This is a genomic window from Amycolatopsis sp. NPDC058986, from assembly GCF_042741125.1.
GTDB lineage: Bacteria > Actinomycetota > Actinomycetes > Mycobacteriales > Pseudonocardiaceae > Amycolatopsis.
The window spans coordinates 37,418-58,512 of the sequence record NZ_JBHYJW010000043.1; the positions used below are offsets into that span (position 1 = coordinate 37,418).

At 69.6% G+C, this 21,095-nt stretch carries 18 protein-coding genes; 7 read left to right on the forward strand and 11 right to left on the reverse strand.

Annotation, left to right across the window (positions count from 1 at the left end):
* Positions 1 to 19: 19 nt before the first annotated feature.
* On the reverse strand, positions 20 to 1,465 hold the full coding sequence (locus ACFW0G_RS31210; RefSeq protein WP_378329015.1) for a M1 family metallopeptidase: 1,446 nt from the start codon (positions 1,463 to 1,465) through the stop codon (positions 20 to 22).
* Between the two features lie 176 nt (positions 1,466 to 1,641).
* On the opposite strand from ACFW0G_RS31210, the gene ACFW0G_RS31215 reads away from it, so the two are divergent.
* Complete coding sequence (locus ACFW0G_RS31215; protein ID WP_378329016.1) at positions 1,642 to 4,827, forward strand: BTAD domain-containing putative transcriptional regulator; 3,186 nt, start codon at positions 1,642 to 1,644, stop codon at positions 4,825 to 4,827.
* 44 nt (positions 4,828 to 4,871) lie between these two features.
* On the opposite strand, the gene ACFW0G_RS31220 is transcribed toward ACFW0G_RS31215, so the two are convergent.
* Positions 4,872 to 5,681 carry an ABC transporter permease gene (locus ACFW0G_RS31220; RefSeq protein WP_378329017.1) on the reverse strand — a complete coding sequence of 270 codons (810 nt, stop codon included), beginning with the start codon at positions 5,679 to 5,681 and terminating at the stop codon, positions 4,872 to 4,874.
* The gene (locus tag ACFW0G_RS31225; RefSeq protein WP_378329018.1) at positions 5,678 to 6,655 is read right to left on the reverse strand and encodes an ATP-binding cassette domain-containing protein; all 978 of its coding nucleotides are present in this window, start codon (positions 6,653 to 6,655) and stop codon (positions 5,678 to 5,680) included. Before ACFW0G_RS31225 ends, ACFW0G_RS31220 begins: the two co-directional genes overlap by 4 nt.
* 195 nt (positions 6,656 to 6,850) lie before the next feature.
* Between ACFW0G_RS31225 and ACFW0G_RS31230 the strand changes: the two genes are divergently transcribed.
* Complete coding sequence (locus tag ACFW0G_RS31230; RefSeq protein ID WP_378329019.1) at positions 6,851 to 7,804, forward strand: endonuclease/exonuclease/phosphatase family protein; 954 nt, start codon at positions 6,851 to 6,853, stop codon at positions 7,802 to 7,804.
* An 81-nt stretch (positions 7,805 to 7,885) separates the two neighbouring features.
* Here ACFW0G_RS31230 and ACFW0G_RS31235 read toward each other — a convergent pair whose 3' ends face one another.
* Positions 7,886 to 8,698 carry an NAD-dependent deacetylase gene (locus tag ACFW0G_RS31235; RefSeq protein WP_378329020.1) on the reverse strand — a complete coding sequence of 271 codons (813 nt, stop codon included), beginning with the start codon at positions 8,696 to 8,698 and terminating at the stop codon, positions 7,886 to 7,888.
* Positions 8,691 to 8,999 carry an antibiotic biosynthesis monooxygenase family protein gene (locus ACFW0G_RS31240; RefSeq protein WP_378329021.1) on the reverse strand — a complete coding sequence of 103 codons (309 nt, stop codon included), beginning with the start codon at positions 8,997 to 8,999 and terminating at the stop codon, positions 8,691 to 8,693. Before ACFW0G_RS31240 ends, ACFW0G_RS31235 begins: the two co-directional genes overlap by 8 nt.
* A 400-nt stretch (positions 9,000 to 9,399) precedes the next feature.
* Between ACFW0G_RS31240 and ACFW0G_RS31245 the strand changes: the two genes are divergently transcribed.
* On the forward strand, positions 9,400 to 10,806 hold the full coding sequence (locus ACFW0G_RS31245) for an AAA family ATPase (RefSeq protein ID WP_378329022.1): 1,407 nt from the start codon (positions 9,400 to 9,402) through the stop codon (positions 10,804 to 10,806).
* A 269-nt stretch (positions 10,807 to 11,075) separates the two neighbouring features.
* Here the strand turns inward: ACFW0G_RS31245 and ACFW0G_RS31250 are convergent, their stop codons facing one another.
* Positions 11,076 to 12,506 carry a M1 family metallopeptidase gene (locus ACFW0G_RS31250; RefSeq protein ID WP_378329023.1) on the reverse strand — a complete coding sequence of 477 codons (1,431 nt, stop codon included), beginning with the start codon at positions 12,504 to 12,506 and terminating at the stop codon, positions 11,076 to 11,078.
* A gap of 70 nt (positions 12,507 to 12,576) precedes the next feature.
* On the opposite strand from ACFW0G_RS31250, the gene ACFW0G_RS31255 reads away from it, so the two are divergent.
* Entirely contained in the window at positions 12,577 to 13,350 is a 774-nt protein-coding gene (locus tag ACFW0G_RS31255; protein ID WP_378329024.1) for an alpha/beta fold hydrolase, read from the forward strand.
* On the opposite strand, the gene ACFW0G_RS31260 is transcribed toward ACFW0G_RS31255, so the two are convergent.
* From ACFW0G_RS31260 to ACFW0G_RS31275, 4 genes are all read right to left on the reverse strand, one after another.
* Positions 13,340 to 14,299 carry an N-acetylmuramoyl-L-alanine amidase gene (locus tag ACFW0G_RS31260; protein WP_378329025.1) on the reverse strand — a complete coding sequence of 320 codons (960 nt, stop codon included), beginning with the start codon at positions 14,297 to 14,299 and terminating at the stop codon, positions 13,340 to 13,342. The two genes, ACFW0G_RS31255 and ACFW0G_RS31260, sit on opposite strands and share 11 nt — an antisense overlap.
* A 90-nt stretch (positions 14,300 to 14,389) precedes the next feature.
* Positions 14,390 to 15,265: an A/G-specific adenine glycosylase gene (locus tag ACFW0G_RS31265; protein WP_378329026.1), complete on the reverse strand. Its 876-nt coding sequence runs from the start codon at positions 15,263 to 15,265 to the stop codon at positions 14,390 to 14,392.
* 14 nt (positions 15,266 to 15,279) lie between these two features.
* Positions 15,280 to 15,777 carry a beta-class carbonic anhydrase gene (locus ACFW0G_RS31270; protein ID WP_378329027.1) on the reverse strand — a complete coding sequence of 166 codons (498 nt, stop codon included), beginning with the start codon at positions 15,775 to 15,777 and terminating at the stop codon, positions 15,280 to 15,282.
* Positions 15,778 to 15,894: 117 nt separating this feature from the next.
* On the reverse strand, positions 15,895 to 16,995 hold the full coding sequence (locus ACFW0G_RS31275) for a LacI family DNA-binding transcriptional regulator (protein WP_378329028.1): 1,101 nt from the start codon (positions 16,993 to 16,995) through the stop codon (positions 15,895 to 15,897).
* Positions 16,996 to 17,181: 186 nt separating this feature from the next.
* Between ACFW0G_RS31275 and ACFW0G_RS31280 the strand changes: the two genes are divergently transcribed.
* Genes ACFW0G_RS31280 through ACFW0G_RS31290 form a run of 3 tightly spaced genes read left to right on the forward strand, consistent with a single transcriptional unit; the run spans position 17,182 to position 19,846 of the window.
* On the forward strand, positions 17,182 to 18,099 hold the full coding sequence (locus ACFW0G_RS31280; RefSeq protein ID WP_378329029.1) for a metal ABC transporter solute-binding protein, Zn/Mn family: 918 nt from the start codon (positions 17,182 to 17,184) through the stop codon (positions 18,097 to 18,099).
* Positions 18,100 to 18,146: 47 nt separating this feature from the next.
* A complete protein-coding gene (locus ACFW0G_RS31285) occupies positions 18,147 to 18,950 on the forward strand; it encodes a metal ABC transporter ATP-binding protein (protein ID WP_378329030.1) in 804 nt (267 codons plus the stop codon).
* A gap of 2 nt (positions 18,951 to 18,952) precedes the next feature.
* The gene (locus ACFW0G_RS31290; protein ID WP_378329031.1) at positions 18,953 to 19,846 is read left to right on the forward strand and encodes a metal ABC transporter permease; all 894 of its coding nucleotides are present in this window, start codon (positions 18,953 to 18,955) and stop codon (positions 19,844 to 19,846) included.
* On the opposite strand, the gene ACFW0G_RS31295 is transcribed toward ACFW0G_RS31290, so the two are convergent.
* Entirely contained in the window at positions 19,833 to 21,056 is a 1,224-nt protein-coding gene (locus tag ACFW0G_RS31295; RefSeq protein ID WP_378329032.1) for a DUF445 domain-containing protein, read from the reverse strand. The two genes, ACFW0G_RS31290 and ACFW0G_RS31295, sit on opposite strands and share 14 nt — an antisense overlap.
* Positions 21,057 to 21,095: the final 39 nt, after the last annotated feature.

A 21,095-nucleotide genomic window follows, 5' to 3' on the forward strand; every position in this document is an offset into this window, starting at 1 on the left:
ACGGCATTGCGGACCGCGATCAGGCGGCGGGTTTCAGGTCGCCCGGGTAGAGGTACTGATCCGCGGGCTTGCCGTTCCCGTAGATCCACGCGTCGAAGAAGCCCTGCAGGTTCTGGTGCGCGAACCGCTCGGTGAAGCGCTGGAACTCCTGCATGCTCGCGTTCCCGTCGCGGTGTGCCGAGGGCCAGCTCTTCAGCACCCGGTCGAAGGCCTGCTGGCCGATGGTGTTCCGCAGCGCGTGCAGCATGAGCGGGCCCTTCGAGTACACGTACGTGAACTCGTTGCCCGGCCCCATGTCGTACAGCTTGCCCGCCCAGAACGCCGGCGTCGCGCCCTTCACCGTGTTCAGGTAACGCGCCTTGAGGTCCTGGCCGTCCTTGGCCTCGGACCACAGCCACTGCGCGTACGAGGCGAAGCATTCGTTGAGGCAGACGTCCTTCCAGTGCTTCACCGCGACCGAGTCGCCGTACCACTGGTGGGCGTTCTCGTGCACGATCGTCTGGACGTTGCCCGCCCGGCCCGAGTAGATCGGCCTGCTCAGCGTCTCCAGCGAGAACCCGATCGGTTCGGCGAGGAAGATCCCGCCCGCTGCGTCCACCGGGTACGGCCCGAACTTCGACTCCAGGAAGTCGAGGATCTCCGGGAGCTTGGCCTCGGCCTGCTTGGTGGAATCCGGCGTGCCCGGCGCGTACGAGCTGACGATCGGCGTTCCGTCGGCACGCTTCGAGCGTTCGAAGGTCCACTTGTCGATCGCGACCGTCGTCATGTACGGCACGACGGGGGTTTCTTCCGCCCAGACGTGCGTGGTGCCCTGCGGCGTCTTGTGGGTTCCGCGCTCGCGTCCGTTGGAGATCACGCCCCATTCGTCGGGCACGGTGATCGCCAGGTGGAAGGTGGCCTTGTCCAGCGGGGTGTCGTTGACCGGGTACCAGGTCGACGCCGACTTCGGCTCACCGGCGGCGAACGCGCCGCCCGATTTGCCGAACTGCCAGCCGTTGGGCCCCAGTTTCGGATCGTTGATCGCGGCCGGAACGCCGTGGTAGGCGATCTTGACGCCGAACGGCTGGCCGCGGTGAAGCGCTTTCGCCGGGGTGATCACGAGCTCGTGCTCCCCGGTGCGCGCGAACTTCGCCGCGCGGCCGTTGACCTCGACCGAGTCGACGGTGAGGCCCTGCAGGTCCAGGTTGAACGAGCTGAGCGACTGCGTCGCCCGCGCCGAGATGTCCTGGACGCCGGTGAGCTGACGCGTCGGCGGGTCGTAGCTGACCTTGAGGTTGTAGTCGGCGACGTCGTAGCCGCCGTTGCCGTCCTGTGGGTAGTAACTGTCCCCCGCTCCGTCGCTGCCCGGCGTCGGCTGCCCCCAGCCGTCCTCGCCCGCGGCCGCGACCCCGCTGCTCAGGGTGATTCCGGCTAGCACGGCCGCTACGGCCACAACCGGTTTACGCCAGTGGTGCTGACCCCTCATCGAAGCTCCCGTCGGTCTACTTGGACACGAACTCGCTGCAACGTATCTGCCGACCCGCATGATTCACTGGTGGCGGCCCGTTTTGTCCGGAAAATTCACACCTACGTCGGGCCATTCGGACACCCTTCCGGGACGTCCGGGCATGGTGGCCCGCACGGTTCTGGAAAGCTGGAGTCATGCGCGTGGCGCTGCTGGGCCCATTGCGGGCGGTGCAGGACGACGGTACCCCGATCGAGATCGGCGGCGCCCGGCTCCGCACGCTCTTGGCGCGGCTGGCCCTCGACCCCGGGCGCCCGGTCTCCGCCGAGGCGCTGATCGACGGTCTGTGGGGTGACACGCCGCCCGCCGACGCGGCCAACGCGCTCCAGTCGCTGGTGTCCCGGCTGCGCAAGGCGCTGGGCGCCGGGAGCGTCGAATCCGGCGCCGCCGGATACCGGCTGGCGCTCCAGCCGGACGACGTCGACGTGTCCCGTTTCGAGCGGCTCGCCGCCGACGGCCGTCGTGAACTCACCGCGGGCCGGGAAACGCGGGCGGCGGAGCTGCTGGCCGACGCGATGGAGTCGTGGCGGGGCACCGCGCTTGCCGATGTGCTGGACGCGCCCTTCGCGGGTGCGCCCGCGGCGCGGCTCGAAGAACTGCGGATCGAGGCGGCCGAGGATCTCTACGACGCGCGGATCCGCGTGGGACAGCACGCCGAGGTACTCGCCGACCTCACCGCGCTCGCCGGCGAACATCCGCTGCGGGAGCGACTGGCCGGTCTGCGCGTCCGGGCGCTGTGCGCGGCGGGCAGGCAGTCCGACGCGCTGGCCGTGTACGCGGCCATCCGGGAAACGCTCGCCGATCAGCTCGGCGTCGATCCGTCCGCCGAACTGCAGGAGATCCACCTCGCCGCGTTACGGGGCGAGTTCGCTCCGCTCGCGCCGGTCACCGATCGGCTCCCGACCCGGCTGAACAGCTTCGTCGGCAGGGACGACGAACTGAAACTGCTCGCCGAACTGCTCGACGGGGCCCGGCTGGTGACCCTGGCCGGCCCGGGTGGCGCCGGAAAGACCCGGCTCGCCATCGAAGCCGCGTCGCGGCACCCCGCCCAGCCCCGGGGCCGGGTGTGGTTCGTGCCGCTGGCCGGCGTCCGCGATCCGCAGGACGTCCTCGGCGCGCTGGTGAACGCGTTGGAAGTCCGCGATCTGCGCAGTCACGAGGCCGACATCCGGCGCAGAACGGTCGAGACGTCGATGGAGCACGTCGTCGACATCCTCGGCGGTGCGGAATCGCTGCTGGTGCTCGACAACTGCGAGCACGTCATCGACGCCGCCGCGCGGCTGGTGGACGCGCTGCTCACCAGGGTGCCGTCGGTACGGGTGATCGCGACCAGCCGGGAGCCGCTCGCGATCACCGGCGAGGTGCTGTGCCCGCTCGGTCCGCTGCCGGTACCAGGAGAACAGGCCTCCGTCGAGGAAGCGGGCGAGCTGGGCGCGATGCGGTTGTTCCTGGACCGGGCCGTCGCGGTGCGGCCGGACTTCGTGCTCAACGCGTCCACTGTGGACGATGTCGCGCGGATCTGCCGCAGTCTCGACGGGATGCCGCTCGCGCTCGAACTGGCCGCGGCGCGGTTGCGGTCGATGACCGTCGCGCAGATCGCCCGCCGGCTCGACGATCGCTTCCGGCTGCTCACCTCGGGAAGCCGCACGGCGCTGCCACGTCAGCGGACCCTGCGCGCGGTGGTCGAGTGGAGCTGGGATCTGCTCACCGACGCCGAGCTGATGCTGGCCAGACGCCTGTCGGTGTTCGCCACCGGTGCCTGCGTCGAGGCGATCGAGGCCGTCTGCGCCGACGACGCGCTCGCCGAGGCGGACATCTTCTACGTCCTCGGCTCGCTCGTCGAGAAGTCCATTGTGGATGCCGTGGAGGACAGCAGGGGCGAGCAGCGGTACCGGATGCTCGAAACGATCCGGGTGTACGCCCGTGAGCGACTGTCCGAAGCGGACGAAGAAGGCATGGTGCGGGCCAGGATGTTCGGCTACTACGTCGAACTCGTGGAACGGCTGGAGCCGAAGCTGCGTTCCCGGGAACAGCTCGACACCATCGCTCGCTACGAGGACGAGAACGCCAACATGCTCGCCGCGCTGCGCTCGGCGATTGAATTGTCCGAAGTGGACACAGCGTCGCGGCTGCTCGGCGGGATATTCTGGTACATGTCAACCCTCGGCCAGGGGGAGCTGGCGAAAAGCCTGGTCGGGCAGGTGCTCGAGTTCGGTGACCGGTTGCGTCCCGACTTCCGCGCGGCCATGCGCATGATCGGTGCGATGATGCAGATGCCGTCGGAGATGCCCTCGGCCGAGCGGGTGCGGGAGCTGGTGGAGGACTGCCTGGACTCGCACGCGATCGAGCGGTTCCCCGCCTTCGCCCTGGCGATGCCGATGCTGGCCTTTCTCAATGGCGACAAGGTAGTGGCGCAACGGGAGATCGAACGGGCCAAGGGCTTGCCCGACCCGTGGGCGCGCGCGGCGGCGTGCTGGGCCGAGAGTTTCGTGCTGATCGACTCCGGGGAGCTGGACGCCGCCGACGCCGCCCTCGAACGCGCCCTCACCGGGTTCAAGGAGGTCGGGGACCGCTGGGGAACGGCGATGGCTCGCAGTTTCCAGGCGCTCAACCTTTCCCAGCGGGGGAACAGCGCGGAGGCGATAGCGTCCTATCAGGAAGGTCTTCGCCTCGCGCTCGAACTGAAGTCGCCGGACGACGTCGCGCAGCAGTGGTGGCGGCTGATCCTCGAACACGTAAGGGCGTGTGACCTCGTCGCGGCGGAACGGGAAATCGAAGCCGCGCGGCGGTACGCGGCGGGGGCGGGGAACCGCCAGCTGGACGTCATCACCATGCTCGGTGAACTGGAAATACTGGTGCAGCGAGGCGAATACGCGACCGCGCGGGAGGAGATCCCCGCGATCAGGGAGCGGTCGGAAGTGCTCGCGATCCCGCGCGAGATCCTGCAGGAATGGACCGGGACCATCACGGCCCGCCTCGACATCGCGGACGGACGGCTCGACGAGGCGGAAAGCTGGGCCTTGGCCGCGATGCGGAAGAGCGGTGGCCGCCCGGACTTCCCGGATCTGGCGGCGTCGGCCGATCTGCTGGCCGTGATCCGCCTGCGGCAGGGACAGCCGGAGGAAGCGGCGACCGTGCTCGGCCTCGCCGCGCGGCTCCGTGGCACTTTCGACCACGGCGATCCGGAAACACGCCGGCTCGTCGGTTTGCTTCGCGAGGAGCTTTCCGAATCGCGCTACGAAGAACTCATCGAAGAGGCGCGGAGTGTGTCCAAAAAGGACGCCTTCGAGCGACTGCTGGCGCCGGCGGAGCGCCGCGAGTAGGACATCGTCCCACTCGCGGCGCCACCCCCTTTTCTTCCCCTTATTCAGACCCGCTTGCGATAGGCCCACGTCGCGAGCGGGAAGAACACCAGCACGGCTCCGGCCATCCAGGCCAGTGAACCGGCGAGTGAACTGCCCATCGGTGCGCCGGTCAACAGCCCGCGCAGGACGTTCGTCAGCTGGCTCACCGGGCTGATGTCCGCCCAGGCCTGGAGCCAGCCCGGCATCGTCGAGGTGTTGGCGACGAACACGTTGCTGCCGAAGGTCAGCGGCATGATGAAGATGAACATCACACCGGTCACCGCGCCGCTGCTGCGCATCGCCATCCCGACGAACACCGAGAGCCAGCAGAAGCACAGCCCGAACGCGAGCACCAGCAGGATGCCCAGCACGAACTCCGCCGGACCGGTGGTGACCCGGAAGCCCATGACCGTGGCCACGACCATCAGCACCGCGAGGCACACGAGGTACCGCACGATGTCCGCGAGTACCGCGCCGATCAGCGGCGCCGAACGGGCGATCGGCATACTGCGGAACCGGTCGAACACACCCTTGGTGATGTCGGTGTTCATCTGCGTGCCGATGGTCATGCTGGCCTGCAGGATGTTCATCACCATGACGCCCGGCACGAGCGTCTGGAGGTAGTTTTCGGGGTTGCCGCCCAGTGCACCGCCGAACAGGTAGGTGAACATCACCAGGAAGACGATCGGCATCAGCGTCACGTCGAGCAGCTGTTCCGGGTTCTTCCGGATCTTCAGGATTCCGCGCCAGGCAAGGGAAAGCGCGTGTTGCAGCCCCCTGCCGACGCTGACGTGTGCCGGCGGGATCCCGGCGCTCGCGGTGAGCGTGGTCATGCCAGGCTCCCTTCCAGTTTCTTGTCCTCAGTGGACTCATCGGCCGCGTGCCCGGTCAGTGCCAGGAACACCTCGTCAAGGCTGGGTAACCGCAGCGCCAGCTCGTCCGCGGTGATCCCGGCCTCGTCCAGCTTGCGGACCAAAGTGGACAGCAGGACCGGGTCGGACACCGGCGCGGTGAGCAGCCCGGTGTCGTCGTTCCGATGCGGACGGACGCCGGTCAGCTCGCCAAGGATGCGCTGCACCGAGTCCAGATCGGTGAGCGAGGTGGGGCGCACCTGGAGCGTCTGCCCGCCGACGCGGCGCTTGAGCTCGTCCGCGCGGCCGTTGGCGACGACGTGCCCGTGGTCGAACACGGTGATCGTGTCGGCCAGCTGATCGGCCTCCTCCAGGTACTGCGTGGTGAGCAGCACCGTCGCGCCCTCACCGACGAGCTGGCGGACGACCTGCCACACCTCGTTGCGGACGTGCGGGTCCAGTCCGGTGGTCGGTTCGTCGAGGTAGATCACCTCGGGCCCGCCGACGAGGCTCGCCGCCAGGTCCAGCCGCCGCCGCATTCCGCCGGAGTAGGTCTTGATCGGCCGCTTCGCCGCGTCGGTCAGCTCGAACCGCTCCAGCAGTTCCTCGGCACGGGTTCGGGCGTTCGCGCGGGACAGGTTGAGCAGCCTGCCGATGAGCATCAGGTTCTCGGTGCCGCTCAGGTCCTCGTCGACCGAGGCGTACTGCCCGGTCAGCCCGATCATCGAGCGGACCCGCACCGGATCCTTCACCACGTCGTAGCCCGCGACGGTCGCGTGGCCCGCGTCCGGCTTGAGCAGTGTCGCCAGGATGCGGACCGCCGTCGTCTTCCCCGCGCCGTTCGGCCCGAGCACCCCGACCACCTTGCCGAACGGAACCTCGAGGTCCACCCCGTCCAGCGCCTTCGTCTCCCCGAAGTGTTTGACCAGGCCTTCGGCCCGGATCGCGTGCGACATCACGTCTCCCTTCGCTGTCGCTTGCGACCAGAGTGGACCGACGCGCTGGCAGGCCGCGCACAGCGCGCTGTCAGGCGGGGGCCGTCCCTGCCAGGGCGTGTGCGGAGGTGTCAGCGGTGCGTGTCGTGTGGAGGTCTTGTGGAGGTCCGTCCTGCGTCCGCCGGTGCCGGACCGGGGATCGGCATACTCGGCCGCATGGTGGTTGAAGGGGAAGTCAGGGCGCGGCGCGGGTGGGTGACCTTTCTGCTGGCGCTCGTGGTGCTGGCGCTGGTCTGCGTCGCCGCCCTGCGGCTCTTGGGCTTCGACGGCAACTGGTACACGCTCGCCCCGCTGTCGCTCACGCCGTACGTCGCGCCGCTCGCGGTGCTGGTGGCGGTGCTCGCGCTCGTGCTCCGCCGCTGGACGCTCGGGGTGCTCGCGCTGGTGGTGGCCGGTGCGGTGGCGGTGCTGGTGGTGCCGCGGTTCTCCGTCGTCGATCAGCGCGCCGTGCAGGGCCGGACACTGCGCGTGCTCGCCTCGAATCTGTACGTCGGCTCGGCCGATCCACGGGAGATCGTCGACCTGGTCCGGTCGAACCAGGTCGACGTGCTCAACCTCGTCGAGCTGACCCCGGACGCGCTCCGGCGGCTGGACCAGGCCGGGCTGTTCACCCTGCTGCCGTATCGCGTGGTGCACACGGACCCCGGTGTCGAGGGCTCGGGGATCGTGTCGCGCTTTCCGTTGACCGAGACGCAGCTGACCGGGGAATCGGCCGCCAAACAGCCGGGCGCGCGTGCCGATCTCGGCGACGGTGTCGTGATCGAGCTGGTCGCGGTCCACCCGATCTCCCCGGACGTCGACTCGCGGCGCTGGGAACAGGAGATAAAGGATCTGTCGGCGGCCGAGGGGGAGCACGGCATCCGGATCCTTGCCGGGGACTTCAACGCGACGCTGGATCACGCCGCCTTCCGGACGGTGCTGGCCAGGGGCTACCTCGACGCGGCACAGCAGTGCGGCAAGTCGCTCACGCCGACCTGGCACACCGCGGCGCCGCTCGTCGCGCTCGACCACGTCGTGGTGGATCGGCGGGCCGCGGTGCGGGACTTCCGGGTGTTCAAGGTGCCGGGCAGCGATCACCGCGCCGTCTACGCCGAAATCCAGCTCCCGTGACAGGCGAGCTGAAGGGGACTTTCGTCTCGTGACATGAGCTGAAGGGGACTTTCGTCGCATGCGATGCGAGGAAAGTCCCCTTCAGCTCAGCAGGTCGTCGAGGGCGGTGAGGGTTTCCAGCGCGCCGGCGGCGATCGACACGCCCCGGTCGTGCCGGATCTCGGGCTCGCGGGGATTGATCCGGATCAGCGCGCCGCTCGCCGCGCTCGCCAGCTCGGCGTAGCGGCGCACGGTCGGCACGGCCTGCCCGGCGCCCAGCTCGACGACCGCGACGTCGCGGTGGGCGCGTCGCCACGCGGTCAGTTCCGCCAGCTGGGCCTCGCTGCGGGCGGGCTGCCACGAGAAGTCGCCGAACATCAGGATGTTGGGCCGGGCGAGCCCACCGCAGCGCAGGCAGCGCGGCAGCGGCGGGCGGGCACGCATGGTGCCGGCGTCGACGTCGACCTCGGCGGTGTCGGCCGCCCAGATCTCGTCGGTGCAGCCGTCCAGGCACTGCAGATGGTGGATCGACCCGTGTGCCTCCGCCACCATGCCGAACCCCGCGCGCTGAAACTGTCCGTCCACATTGGACGTGAACACCCGGACGCCGCCGGGGAGCCGGGAACCCCAGGCCCGCAGCAGCCGGAAGCCCGGGTGCGGTGCCGTCCGCCGGTACAGATCGAGCCGGTGGCCGTAGAAACCCCAGGCCAGCTCGGGATCGTCGGCGAAGTGGCGCGGGTCGGCCAGCTCCTCGAACCGCAGCCCCAGCCGGGAGTAGGGCGGATAGGCGCGCCAGAATCCTTCGCCGCCGCGGAAGTCCGGCAGGCCGGAGTCCACGCCCATCCCGGCACCGGCGCAGACGAGCAGCGCACCGGCACCGGCGATCAGTTCGGCGGCTCTGCCGAGGTCACTCACCCGGCTTACTGGCCGTGACGACCTCGAATTCCAGCAGGCTCGCCCCGGAGGCGACCGGCTTGGCGCGCTCGCCGGCGTGCGCCTCGCGCGCGGGCCCGGCGGCCCAGGCCTGGTAGTGCTCCTCGGTCTCCCACTTCGTGTAGACGAAGTAGCGGCTTTCCCCGTTGACCGGGCGGAGCAGCTCGAACCCGAGGAAGCCGGGCTGGTCGTCGACCGAGTGCAGCCGCGCGGCGAAGCGTTTCTCCAGTTCAGGGCCCGCGCCCTCGGGGACCTCGATGGCGTTGATCTTCACGACAGTCATGTCCCCAGCGTACTGATCTCCGGCCCGAAAACGGTTTGGCGGCCGTCACAGCCGATGGGGCCGGAGCCCGCTTTGGTGGTGCCGTGAAGGCCTCCTTGCCGGCGCTCAGGGCAGTGAAGGAGGCCTTCACGGTATTCGGTGGGCCGGTGGGGGTTTGTGCGGTTCGCGAACGCTCCGTTCGAGACGTTGATCGTCGGCAACGACGCGTTCGCGACGTCGGGGGAGGCTGTCGGCGTGGCGGATAGAGTCCGAGGGACGTCCTTGTCGCATCCCTGGCCAGCGCACTGAAAGCGCCTCCGGCACATCTCCCCGCCCCGGAACCCTTAGTGAGAAAACCTCATCAGGGGCGTTGCTCGCCGACGAAGCGGCTTGATCACCCTTTTCGTGCCATGCTGGGGTAATGGGGAGTGCTGACGGATACGGGGACAGTGCCGCCTTGGCGGCGGATCTGCACCGGATCATCCGCGCGACCGCCGATTCGGTGGGCGCGAGCGGGGAGGGCAACGAACTCGTCGACAAGGTGGCCGGGCATCTCGGTGTGACGCTGCCGAAGGTCACCGTGGTCGGGCAGGCGTGGGAAGCCTGGGAGCACGCGAACGTCCAGCGCGGTGTCGACGCGTACCTCGCCGAGCGCGGGACGACGCCGGACTGGTTCGGGATCGCCGGCACCCACCGCGGGCACGAGGAACTCGTCGGCATGCTGGTGGCCGCCGGGAAACAGGGCCTCTACGAACTCGGCGCCGTCGACTTCACCACCGTCGCGATCGGGCCGGACGAGGTCACCGAGGTCGTCCAGCTCGGTCTCGCTGCGACCACCGCGCCCGGCGGCGAACCGGTCGTCCTCGGCGTCCGCGGCGCGAACCTGCAGTACGGCCAGCAGCAGTGCCGGCTGGAGGTGCTCGCGGCCGACCGCGCCATCGCCACCGCCGTCCGCGACCGGATCGAACAGCTGATGGCCGAGCACGACGTGCTGCGCGGCCAGGTGCTCGCGTTCGGGATCAGCGAAAACCGCGGCAACGAACTGCTCACGTTCCTGCCGCGGCCGGAGCTGGCAGGGGAGGACGTCGTGCTGCCCGACGGCGTGCTCGACTCGATCGAGCGGCACATCGTCGGCATCGCCGAGCACGGCGACCGGCTGCTCGCGGCGGGCCAGCACCTCAAGCGCGGTCTCCTGCTGCACGGCCCGCCGGGCACCGGTAAGACGCACACCGTGCGCTACCTGATGGGCAGGCTCCCGGGGAACACGGTGGTGGTGCTGACCGGCGTCGCGATGCGGTTCATCGCGAGCGCGGCGAGCCTGGCGCGGCGCCTGCAGCCGAGCATCGTGGTGCTGGAGGACGTCGACCTCATCGCGCAGGACCGCGGCCACACGCCGATGGGGAACCCGCTGCTGTTCAGCCTGCTCGACGCGATGGACGGCATCGGCCGCGACGCCGACGTCACCTTCCTGCTCACCACGAACCGCGCCGGCGAGTTGGAGCGCGCGCTGGCCGACCGGCCGGGCCGGGTCGACCTGGCCGTCGAGATCCCGCTTCCCGACGCGGCGGGGCGGGAGGCACTGCTGCGGCTCTACGGCCGCGGGCTGAAACTGACCGCGGACCTGGCACCGATCGTCGAGGGCACCGAAGGTGTCACGGCCTCGTTCGTCAAGGAACTGCTGCGCCGGGCGTCCCTGCGGGCGATCACCGAACGCCCGGCGGACGGCGAGATCGTGGTCGGCGACGCCGAGCTGACCGGGGCGCTGGCCGAGATGAACGACGCGCGCGGCGCGCTGACGCGTTCCCTGCTGGGCAGCCGGGACTCGTAGCCCGGACCGCAGCTCATGTCCACAGAGGACATTCGTGCTGGCGAGGCCGCCTGTTACGTCGCGTTCGCCCGGATTGCTCGTTCGCCGACCTGCTGCCGCGCGTCGTCACGTCACACACCACAAAGGTTCCCCTCGCGGTCTCTGGCGCCCCCACCCTGCTGAAGGGCGCTTTCAGTGCGTTAGCCGTGCTGAAGGGCGCCTTCAGTGCATCCGATGCACTGAAGGGTGCTTTCAGCACACCCGCCCCTCGTTCGAAGCGCCTCACCTGCTCAGCCCTTCAGGGAGCCGGGGTAGAGGTTCTCGTCGGCGGGTTTCTTCGTGCCGCGGAACCAGTCGTCGAAGAAGGCGCGTAGATCCTGCCCGGATGCCTTGCCGACCAGCGCCTCGAACTCCGCCCACGACGCGTTGGCGTGCCGATGCGCGTCCGGCCATTCGCGCAGCACGCGGTTGAAGGCGTCGTCGCCGATCTTGCGGCGCAGCGCGTGGACGGCCAGGATCCCCTTGCCGTAGACGCCCTGGAACTCGTGCCCGCTGCCCATGTCGACCAGTTTCGACGTCCAGAAATCCGTGCTGTTCCCGAAGATCTCCACCGCCGTGCGGTAGCGCTCGTCGAGGTTCTGGTTGTCCTTGGCCTCGGCCCACAGCCACTGCGCGTACGACGCGACGCATTCGTTGAGGCAGATGTCCGACCACGAGTTCAGGGACACCGAATCGCCGAACCACTGGTGGGCGGTCTCGTGCACGACGGTCAGCAGCTCGGCCCATTTCGCGTAGGTCGGCCTGCCCTGGGTTTCCAGCGAGAAGTGGATGTCCTCGTTGAGGAAGATGCCGCCCGCGGCGCTCTGCGGGTAGGGCCCGAACTTGCCTGCCAGGAACGCGATGATCTCCGGCAGCCGGATCGACGGTTCGCCGTGGCCGCCCGATTCGGGCGCGTAGGCGTTGACGATCGGCGTGCCGTCGGGCAGCGCCATCCGGTCGACGGTGAACTTCCCGATCGCGATCGTGGTCAGGTAGCTCGCGATCGGGTTCGGCTCCGCCCAGGACGTCGTCGTCTTCCCGTCCGCCGAGCTGCTGCCCTGTTCGCGGCCGTTCGAGATCACCGTCCAGCCGTCCGGAACGTGTGCGGTGACCGAAAAGGTCGCCTTGTCGCGCGGGGTTTCGTTGACGGGGTACCAGAACGCGGCCGAGTGCGGCTCGCCCACCATGTACGCGCCGCCGTCCTTCGAGCGCTGCCAGCCGTTCTCGCTCCCGCCGCCGTGCGGCGTCGCGGACGGATCGCCGCCGTAGCGCACCCGCACGCGGAACGTGCTGCCCGAGCGCAGCGGCTCGGCGGGCGTGACGACCAGCTTGACGCCCTTTTCCCTGGTGAACGTCGCCGGTTTGCCCTCGACGTCCACGCCTCGGACGTCCAAGCCGCGCAGGTCGAGCGAGAAGCGGTTCAGGTCCTGGGTCGCCTTCGCGGTGACCGTGGTGTCGCCGTCGAGCTTGCCGTTCGCCGGGTCGTAGCCGACGTCGACGTGGTAGTCGAGCGCGTCGTAGCCGCCGTTGCCGTCGTCGGGGTAGTACGGATCGCCCGCGGTGGCCGCACCCGGAACCGGGTGCAGCGGCGGTGGCGGCGTGGGATGGCTGTCCGCGGCGGTACAGCCCGCGGCCAGCATCACCACACAGCCGGCGAGAAGGGCGATTCCGCGGCGGCGCATAGGAGCCACCTTAGGGTGGTGGTTCCCGGTCGGCCGGTCACGTTCGGCCGACCGGGTACCGTCGGTGGCGATGATCAGGACGGGAGGCGGGATGCTCGTCGACTTCGGCGGAGCGGGCGACGTGCCCGTTGTCCTGCTGCACGGCCTGATGGGCCGGGCGCGGACGTGGTGGCGTGTCGCGCAATGGCTCAAGCCATACGGGCGGGTGTACGGACTTGACGCGCGCGGGCACGGCCGCGCGGCACGCACCGGGCCGTGGACCACCGAGCGGTTCGCCGAGGACATCGCCGGCGCGGTGCGCTCGCTCGGTGGCGAGCAGGCCGTGCTGATCGGACACTCCATGGGCGGGCTGCACGCCTGGGCCACCGCGGCGAAATATCCGGAGCTGGTGCGCGCGGTGGTGTCCGAGGACTTCGCGCCGGATCAGCGCGGCCGCACCGTCGAGACCTGGCGCGGGTACTTCGAAACCTGGCCGACGCCGTTCGAATCACTCGCCCACGTGCGGGACTTCTTCGGCGAGGTCGGGGACTACTTCGTCGAATGCGTCGAGGAACGCGAAGACGGCTACCGCCTCATCGCCGACATGGAGACCCTGTACGAGATCGCCGCCGAATGGGGCCGCCGCGACTACTGGTCCATTGTGGACGCCGTCCGCTGCCCGCTGCTGGTGCTCGAAGGCGAGCGCACGGCGATGCCCGCCGGGCAGCAGGCCGAGGTCGCCGCGCGCGTTCCCGGCGCTCGTCACCTGGTCGTCCCGGACTCCGGCCACATCGTCCACGACGAGGCCCCGGAGACCTACCGGGGCGCCGTCGAAGCCTTCCTCACCGGAGTCCTCAGCCGCTGAGTTCGGCGCGCAGCACGCTCGCCGACTGGCCGGACGGGACCAGCAGCGGCCAGACGTCGGAGCCGAGGAAGCCGGTCTCGTCGGTCGCCGCCGTCGCGGTGCAGGTGTCGCACGAAAGCCCGTGTCGCGCCGCGAACGCCGCGACACCGTCCTTAGTGGACGCGCCGAACACCCCATCGGCGGGGACGTCGACGCCCTTGGCTCGCAGCAACCGCTGGGCGCGAAGGACGTTTCGCCCGGAATCACCCGGTTTGAGCAGCGGCCACGCCGATTCCTCACGATCGACCGTCACGCCGAGGATCTTGCCGACGGCGTCCCGCAGTTCCGGCAGCCGGTTGTAGAGCACCGTGCCGGGGCACTCGGTCGAGTTGAAATCCCGGTGGCCCTTGATCATGGCCGGGGCGATGCCGTACTGGTGCGCGATGTAGGCGACCAGGTTCACCAGCGAGTTCCACAGCGCGGGCGGGACGTCCTCCTTGCTGTAGATCCCCTCGTTCTCGATGCCGAGACACTCGCTGTTGTGGTCGGCGACGTTCGCGCCCTGGACGTGTTGCCTGCCGCCACGCAGGATTTCGAGGCTTCTGTGCCTGCCCTCGGTGACGAATCCGCCTCGGCTGTTCGTGAACTGCTGCCCGGTGTCGATCCAGCCCCGGGTGTCCATGTGGAAGTTCTGGATGTCGCGTGAGATCTGGAGGGCGTGCTCCAGCGACGTGTCCGTGTTGTTGCCAGGATCGACCGTGTGGTGCACGACGATGTACGTCGGCTTGTGGTTCTCCACGGTGATCGCGCCGGACGCGGGCCGCGCGTGCCAGTCCGATGTGCTGTAGATCCGCGGTGTCGGCACGGCCGCCGAGGCTCGCCCCGCCCCGGCCAGTCCGAGCGCCCCCACGGCGGTGACCGTCAGGCTCCCTTTGAAGAAGGAACGACGGCCCATACCCGACTCGGTCATGGATAGACCTCCCTCGCCGAAACGCGTTCAGCAGAAGCTAGCCCGCCCATGCGTCAGGGGCAATTGTTCACCGACTTTCGTCGTAGTGCGTCAGTGTTCGCCAGGGAGTGCGAAAAGCCCGTCCCGCGTCTGCTCCATCAGCCCGTCCACGAGCAGCGAATCGAGGCAGCGGTCGCGCTGGCCCGCGTCGTGCCAGACGATGTCCAGCCTGGCCTTTTCGACCGGCCCCTCGGTGCCGCGCAGGACGTCGAGCAGCAGGCCGCGCACCTGCCGGTCGGTGCCGGCGAACTTCTGCACCGGCTTGGCGGGCCCGGCGTAGGCGGGCTTTCCCGCGTGCTGCCACGCGCATTCGGCGTGCACCGGGCAGTCCGCGCAGCGCGGGGAACGCGCGGTGCAGATCAACGCGCCGAGCTCCATCAACGCCGCCGAGAACTTCGCCGCGGGCGCGTCCTCGTCGGGCAGCAACGCCTCGACGTCGGCCATGTCGCGGGTGTTCGAGGCCGGGCCGGCGTCCCCGGCGCCGTGCACCGCCCGCGCCACCACGCGCCGGACGTTCGTGTCGACGACCGGGGCGCGTTTGCCGTAAGCGAACGCCGCCACCGCGCGTGCGGTGTAGGCCCCGATGCCCGGCAGCGCGAGCAGGGTGTCCACATCGGACGGTACGACGTCGCCGTGCTCGGCCGCGATGACCCCGGCGGCCTCGTGCAGCCGCAGCGCGCGGCGCGGATACCCGAGCTTGCCCCAGGCCCGCACGACCTCGCCCTGCGACTCCGCGGCCAGCGCCGAGGGCACCGGCCAGCGTGTCATCCACTCCAGCCAGATCGGCTGGACGCGGGAAACCGGCGTCTGCTGCAGCATGATTTCGCTGACCAGCACGCCCCAAGCGGAACAGTCCGGCTCGCGCCAGGGCAGTTCGCGACCGTGTGCGGAGAACCAGTCGAGCAGGATTTCGGCGTCTACGGGCACCTGCAGGAGCTTAGTTACTGCTGCGCGACCTCGGTCAGGTTCCCGGTCTTGACGTCGTAGACGAAGCCGCGCACGTTGTCGCGGTGCGGCAGGAAGTCGCTGCGCCGGACGCGCTCCACCGAACGCCGGACGCTGTCCTCGACCACCCGGAACGCCTCGACCGACCAGGTCGGCCGCAGCCCCGTCGCGTCCTCGAGCTCGTCTTTGAAGTCGTCCTCGGTAACCATCGAGAGCCCGCAGTCGGTGTGCTGCACGATCAGCACCTCGCGGGTGCCCAGCTTGCGCTGGCTCAGCGCGAGCGAGCGGATCATGTCGTCGGTGACGACGCCGCCGGCGTTGCGCAGCACGTGGGATTCGCCCTGGATCAGGCCGAAGATCTCGAACACCCGGACTCGGGCGTCCATGCAGGTCAGGATGGCCACCTGCAGCGACGGCCGGGGCGAGGAACGGTCACCGGGGACGACATTGCCCAGCTCTTCGTTCCGCTTGAGCAGAATGTCGATGGAGGTCATCGAGGCCTCCTTCGGCCTTTGAAGGGTCCCCGCAGCGCGGGCGGTCCCTCACATTGGAACCGCCCGGCACCCCTCACGGCAATGTTTTCGGTCGCACGTCACGAGGTCGAAACGTGCTCAGCCGCCGAACCAGGGCTCCTCGACCGTGCGTGGCGGCGCCGACGTCCGGCCGACCCGCAGCTCGGTGGGCAGCGTGATGACCTTCGGCCCGACCCGCTCGGCCGACCCGAGCAGCAGCCGTCCTGCCACCTTGCCCTTCTCCAGCACCGGCTGGTGGACCGTGGTCAGCCCGGCGCGTTCCGCCTCGGCGATCCCGTCGAAGCCGGTCACCGTCAGGTCCTGCGGTACCCGCAGGCCCCGGCGTTCGGCCTCGGCCAGCGCGCCGAGCGCGAGGATGTCCGAGGTGCAGATCACCGCGGTGATCTGCGGGTACGCGTCGAGCAGCTGCCGCGCGGCCGACGCGCCGTCGTCCACGGTGTGGTCGAACCGCTCGACCACCGGCACGCCCGCCCAGTCGACACCCGCCGCGGAGAACGCTGTTGCGAGCGCTTCCAGCCGGGTGCGCTGGACGTGGAAGTGCGCGCTGCTCTGCCGTTCCGCGTTGACGAAGTCGTCGTTGCGCTCGCGGGCCAGCCGCATGCACACGACCCCGACCTGGCGGTGCCCGAGCGAGACGAGGTGCTCGGCGATCGCGGTCACCGCTGCCGCGTCGTCCGGGCCGACCCTGTCGACGCCCTCGACCCGCGGCTGGTCGATGATCACCGTCGGCACCGGGCGCTCCAGCACCGCGCCGAGGTGCGGATCGTCGTCGGGTACCGAGTAGACGACGAACCCGTCGACGCCCGCGCGATGCACGGCGGCGACGTCCTCACGGCCGGGGCTCGCGGGGACGAGATGCAGCCCGACCCCGGCGTCCTCGCACGCGAGCGCGAGCCCTTCGAGAACGCCGACGGCGGCGGGGTCACGGAAGGCGTAGGAGAGGTTCTCGGTCAGCAGGAGACCGACCGCGCCCGCCTTGCGGGTACGCAGCGAGCGGGCCACCGGGTCGGGACCCGGGTAGCCGAGCCGCCGGGCGGTCTCGAGCACACGGCGGCGGAGTTCCGGGGACAGTTGATCCGGTCGATTGTATGCATTCGACACGGTAGTCCTGGACACACCGAGTTCCGCCGCGAGCGACGCCAGCGTCGCCTGCCTCCTGGTGCGAATAGGACGGCCCATCAGCAAACCGTAACGGTTCAGATCGTTTTGCAGAAGCGACACCCCATGTGAGTCCTGTCGGCTGTTTTCCGCTACTCCGTGTGCTGGGCCACTCCGGACGAAGGACCCATGATCATTCGGATGGGGTAAAGTGAATCTGACAACGGTTTCCATTAGCTGTACGGCTCACCCCCGCAGGAGTTTTCGATGAGTTCCCGCCGCACCACGAGAGTGCTCGCCGCCGCCTCGGCGCTGACCGTGTTCGCCCTGGGCGCGGCAGCGTGCTCCAGCGGTGACAAGCCGGCGAGCCCGTCCGCCGCGTCCTCGGCCTCGGACAAGGTGAAGGTCGTCGCCTCGACCGACGTCTGGGGCAGCGTCGTCAGCGCCATCGGCGGCGACAAGGTCCAGGTCACCTCGATCATCCACGACCCGTCGGCCGACCCGCACTCCTACGAGACCACTGCCGACGACGCGCTCGCCGCGAAGAACGCGAAACTGACGCTGGCCAACGGCGGTGGGTACGACAAGTTCTTCGACAAGCTCGCCGGCCAGGCCGCCGGCGCCAAGAAGCTGGTCGCCTACGACATCGCCGCGACCGGCAACGAGAACGAGCACGTCTGGTACGACCTGCCGGGCGTCGGGAAGATCGCCGACCAGGTCGCGGCCGGCCTCGGCGAGATCCAGCCCGCCTCGAAGCAGACCTTCGACGACAACGCGAAGGCGTTCAAGGGCAAGATCGACGAGCTGGTCAAGAAGGCCGCGGAGATCGGCACCGCGCACCCGGACACCAAGGTCGTCGCGACCGAGCCGGTCGCGCGCTATCTGCTGCAGACCGCGAAGGTCACCGACGCGACCCCGGAGGAGTTCTCCAAGGCCGTCGAGAACGAGTCCGACGTGCCCGCCGCGGCGCTCGACCAGTTCCGCAAGCTGATCACCGGCAAGCAGGTGAAGGCGCTGGTCAACAACGTGCAGACGGAGACGCCGGTGACCAAGCAGGTGGTGGCCGACGCGAAGGGCGCCGGCGTCGCGGTGGTCGATGTGGCCGAGACGCTTCCCGCCGGTGTGACCGACTACATTGGTTGGATGTCCAAGACTGTCGACACGCTGGCGGGAGCCGTGAAGTAACTGTGTCCGCGGTAGCCGGCAGTGTTCGTTCGGCGGTCCGTCGCGCGGTGAGCATCCGCGGGGCGGGGCTCGCCTTCGGGAACCGGACCCTCTGGTCCGGTCTCGACCTCGACGTCGAACCGGGCGAGTTCCTCGCCGTGCTGGGGCCCAACGGTTCCGGTAAGAGCAGCCTGCTCAAGGCGCTGCTCGGCGTGCAGGGCCTGTCCTCGGGCTCGGTCGAGATCGCGGGCGGCCGCCCCGGCGGGGCGAACCGGCACGTCGGCTACATCCCGCAGCAGCGGGCGATCGACGATTCGCTGACCCTGCGCGGCGTCGACCTCGTCGGCCTCGGTCTCGACGGACATCGCTGGGGCACCGGCCTGTTCGGCATCCGCGCCCGGCACGCGCGCGTGGCCGAGGCGGTCGAGGCCGTCGGCGCGCAGCGGTACGCCCGGCAGCCGGTCGGCAAGCTGTCCGGCGGCGAGCAGCAGCGGCTCCGGGTCGCGCAGGCGCTCGTCGGCGATCCCGAGGTCCTGCTCTGCGACGAGCCGCTGCTCTCGCTCGACCTGGCGCATCAGCGCGCGGTGAGCGAGCTGATCGACGCACGGCGTCGCACGGCGGGCACCGCGGTGCTGTTCGTGACGCACGAGATCAATCCCGTGCTGCGGTTCGTCGATCGCGTGCTGTACCTGGTCAACGGCCAGTTCCGGATCGGGAAGCCGGACGAGGTGATGAACTCCGAGACGCTGTCGGAGCTGTACGGCACGCGGATCGAGGTGCTCAAGGTCGGCGGGCAGATCCACATCGCGGGCGCGCAGAGCGCGTTGTGCGAGGACCAGCCGCACCACGACGAGCACGAGCGGGTGAGCTGAGCGTGGACAACCTGTTCGACTTCGAGAAGACCTGGCTGCTGATCACCGAGGTTCAGGGCGTCCAGACCGCGTTGCTGGCCGCGGCGGTTCTCGCCGTCGTGGCCGGGATCCTCGGCCCGCTGATCGTGATGCGGCGGATGTCGTTCGCCGTGCACGGCACTTCGGAGCTGGCGCTCACCGGTGGTGCCGCGGCGCTGCTGCTCGACGTCGGCGTCGAGTACGGCGCGCTCGCCGGGGCGGTGGTCGCCGCGCTGCTGCTGGGCATCCTCGGCACCCGCGACGCCGACCGCGATTCGGTGATCGGCGTGATCCTGTCCTTCGGGCTGGGCATGGGCGTACTGCTGCTGTCGCTCTACAAAGGACGGTCGGCGAACAAGTTCGGCATCCTGACCGGGCAGATCATCACCATCGACTCGACGAACCTCACGATGTTCATCGTGGCCTCGGCCGCCATCCTGCTGGTGCTCGCGCTGATCTACCGGCCGCTGCTGTTCGCCAGCGTCGACCGGAACGTCGCCGTCGCGCGCGGGGTCCCGGTGTCGCTGCTGACCGTGCTGTTCTCGGTGCTGGTCGGCGTCGCGACGGCGCTGAGCGTCCAGGTCGTCGGCTCGCTGCTCGTCGTGGCGATGATGGTGACGCCCGCGGCCGCGGCCGTGCGGATCACCGCCAGCCCGTGGAAGGCGACGGTTCTCTCGATCGTCTTCGCGGAAGTGGCCGCGCTGGGCGGAATCGTGCTCTCGCTCGCACCGGGACTTCCGGTGAGCGCGTTCGTCACCGCGATCTCGTTCCTGATCTACGTGATCTGCCGGGTCGTCGCGTGGGCCCGCGACCGCCGTTCCGACGTGCGGGCGACGTCCGAGCCCGAGCCGGTGGGCGAGCTGCTCACCCGAGCATGAGCAGGACCTGCAGCTCACCGACGACGAAGCCGATGACGCCGCCGACCGCGATCAGTTTCCATTCGTCCTGGCGGAAAGCAGGCCGCAGCAAGCCCTCGAACTCGATCGGGGTGAGCGCGAGCATCCGCTGTTCGACCATCTTCGCGACGTCCATCGCCTCGGTGAGATAACCCTCGGCGTGCCGCGCCGTCGAAGGCAGCTGGACGAGTGCCTTCTCGGCGGCGGCGTGCTTGATCTCCCGCAGCTGACGTCCGCCGACGGCCAGCGCCAGCATCGGCTTCGCGACGCTGGCGCGTTCGTCGATGGCGTGGGCGACCAGCCGTTCGACGAGCGCGACGAGCCGATCCGACTTCGGGCCGCGGAGGATCGCGTCGAGCAGGTTCGGCACGGTCAGGACCTCGTTCGCGATCAGCTCGCCGTACTGGCGCGCGACCTCGGCGCGACGGCGCTGGAACTTGCCCTGGAAGATCACGCGCCCGACACGCACCGGCTCGCGCGGGACGAAGATCAGCTTGATCGCGAGCCAGTCGGTGAACAGCCCGATGCAGCCGCCGAAGACCGGCAGCACCCACGGCTCGCGGGTCAGCGCCCAGACGACGGTCTGGACGAGACCGAGCCCGAAGCCGAAGTAGATTCCCATCCGCGCGATGAACGCCATCTCCGGCCGCGACGTCTCGCGGATCAGCCGCACCAGCAGCGCCTTGTCCCTGGTGAGCCGCTCGACGGTCATGTGCTGCACGTCGAGCACGTCGTCGAGGTGCTCGCGGACCTCGTCGAGGAAGTCCCGCACCAGCCGCGGCGTCCCGGCCTGGACCTGCTTGATCAGCAGATCCTGCGCCAGCGTCGGCATCGCCTCCCACAACCGCGGCTGGTGCTTTTCGAGCACGTCGCGGGCGATGTCGTCGACCGCGCGCAGCAGCGGCTGCTCCAGCTCGCGCGTGATGATCACCGGGTCGATGCGGGCGAAGATCTCCTTGACGTCGAGCAGGTTCGCGGTCAGCAGTTCGGTGGCGACCGCGGCCATCCGCCCGCCGTGCTTCGGCACGACGCCCTGCCAGCCGAAGACCGGTTTGACCCCGACGAATTCGAGTGGCCGGAACATCATCTCGATGGCGACGCGCTTGGTGACGTAGCCGATGAGCGCGGCGATGAACGGCATCGCGGCGTAGAGCGGCCAGTGCCGTGCGAGGTCGTCAAGGACAGCGCCCACGCGACCTCCCTCTCGTCGACAACCCGAACACTAGCGGGT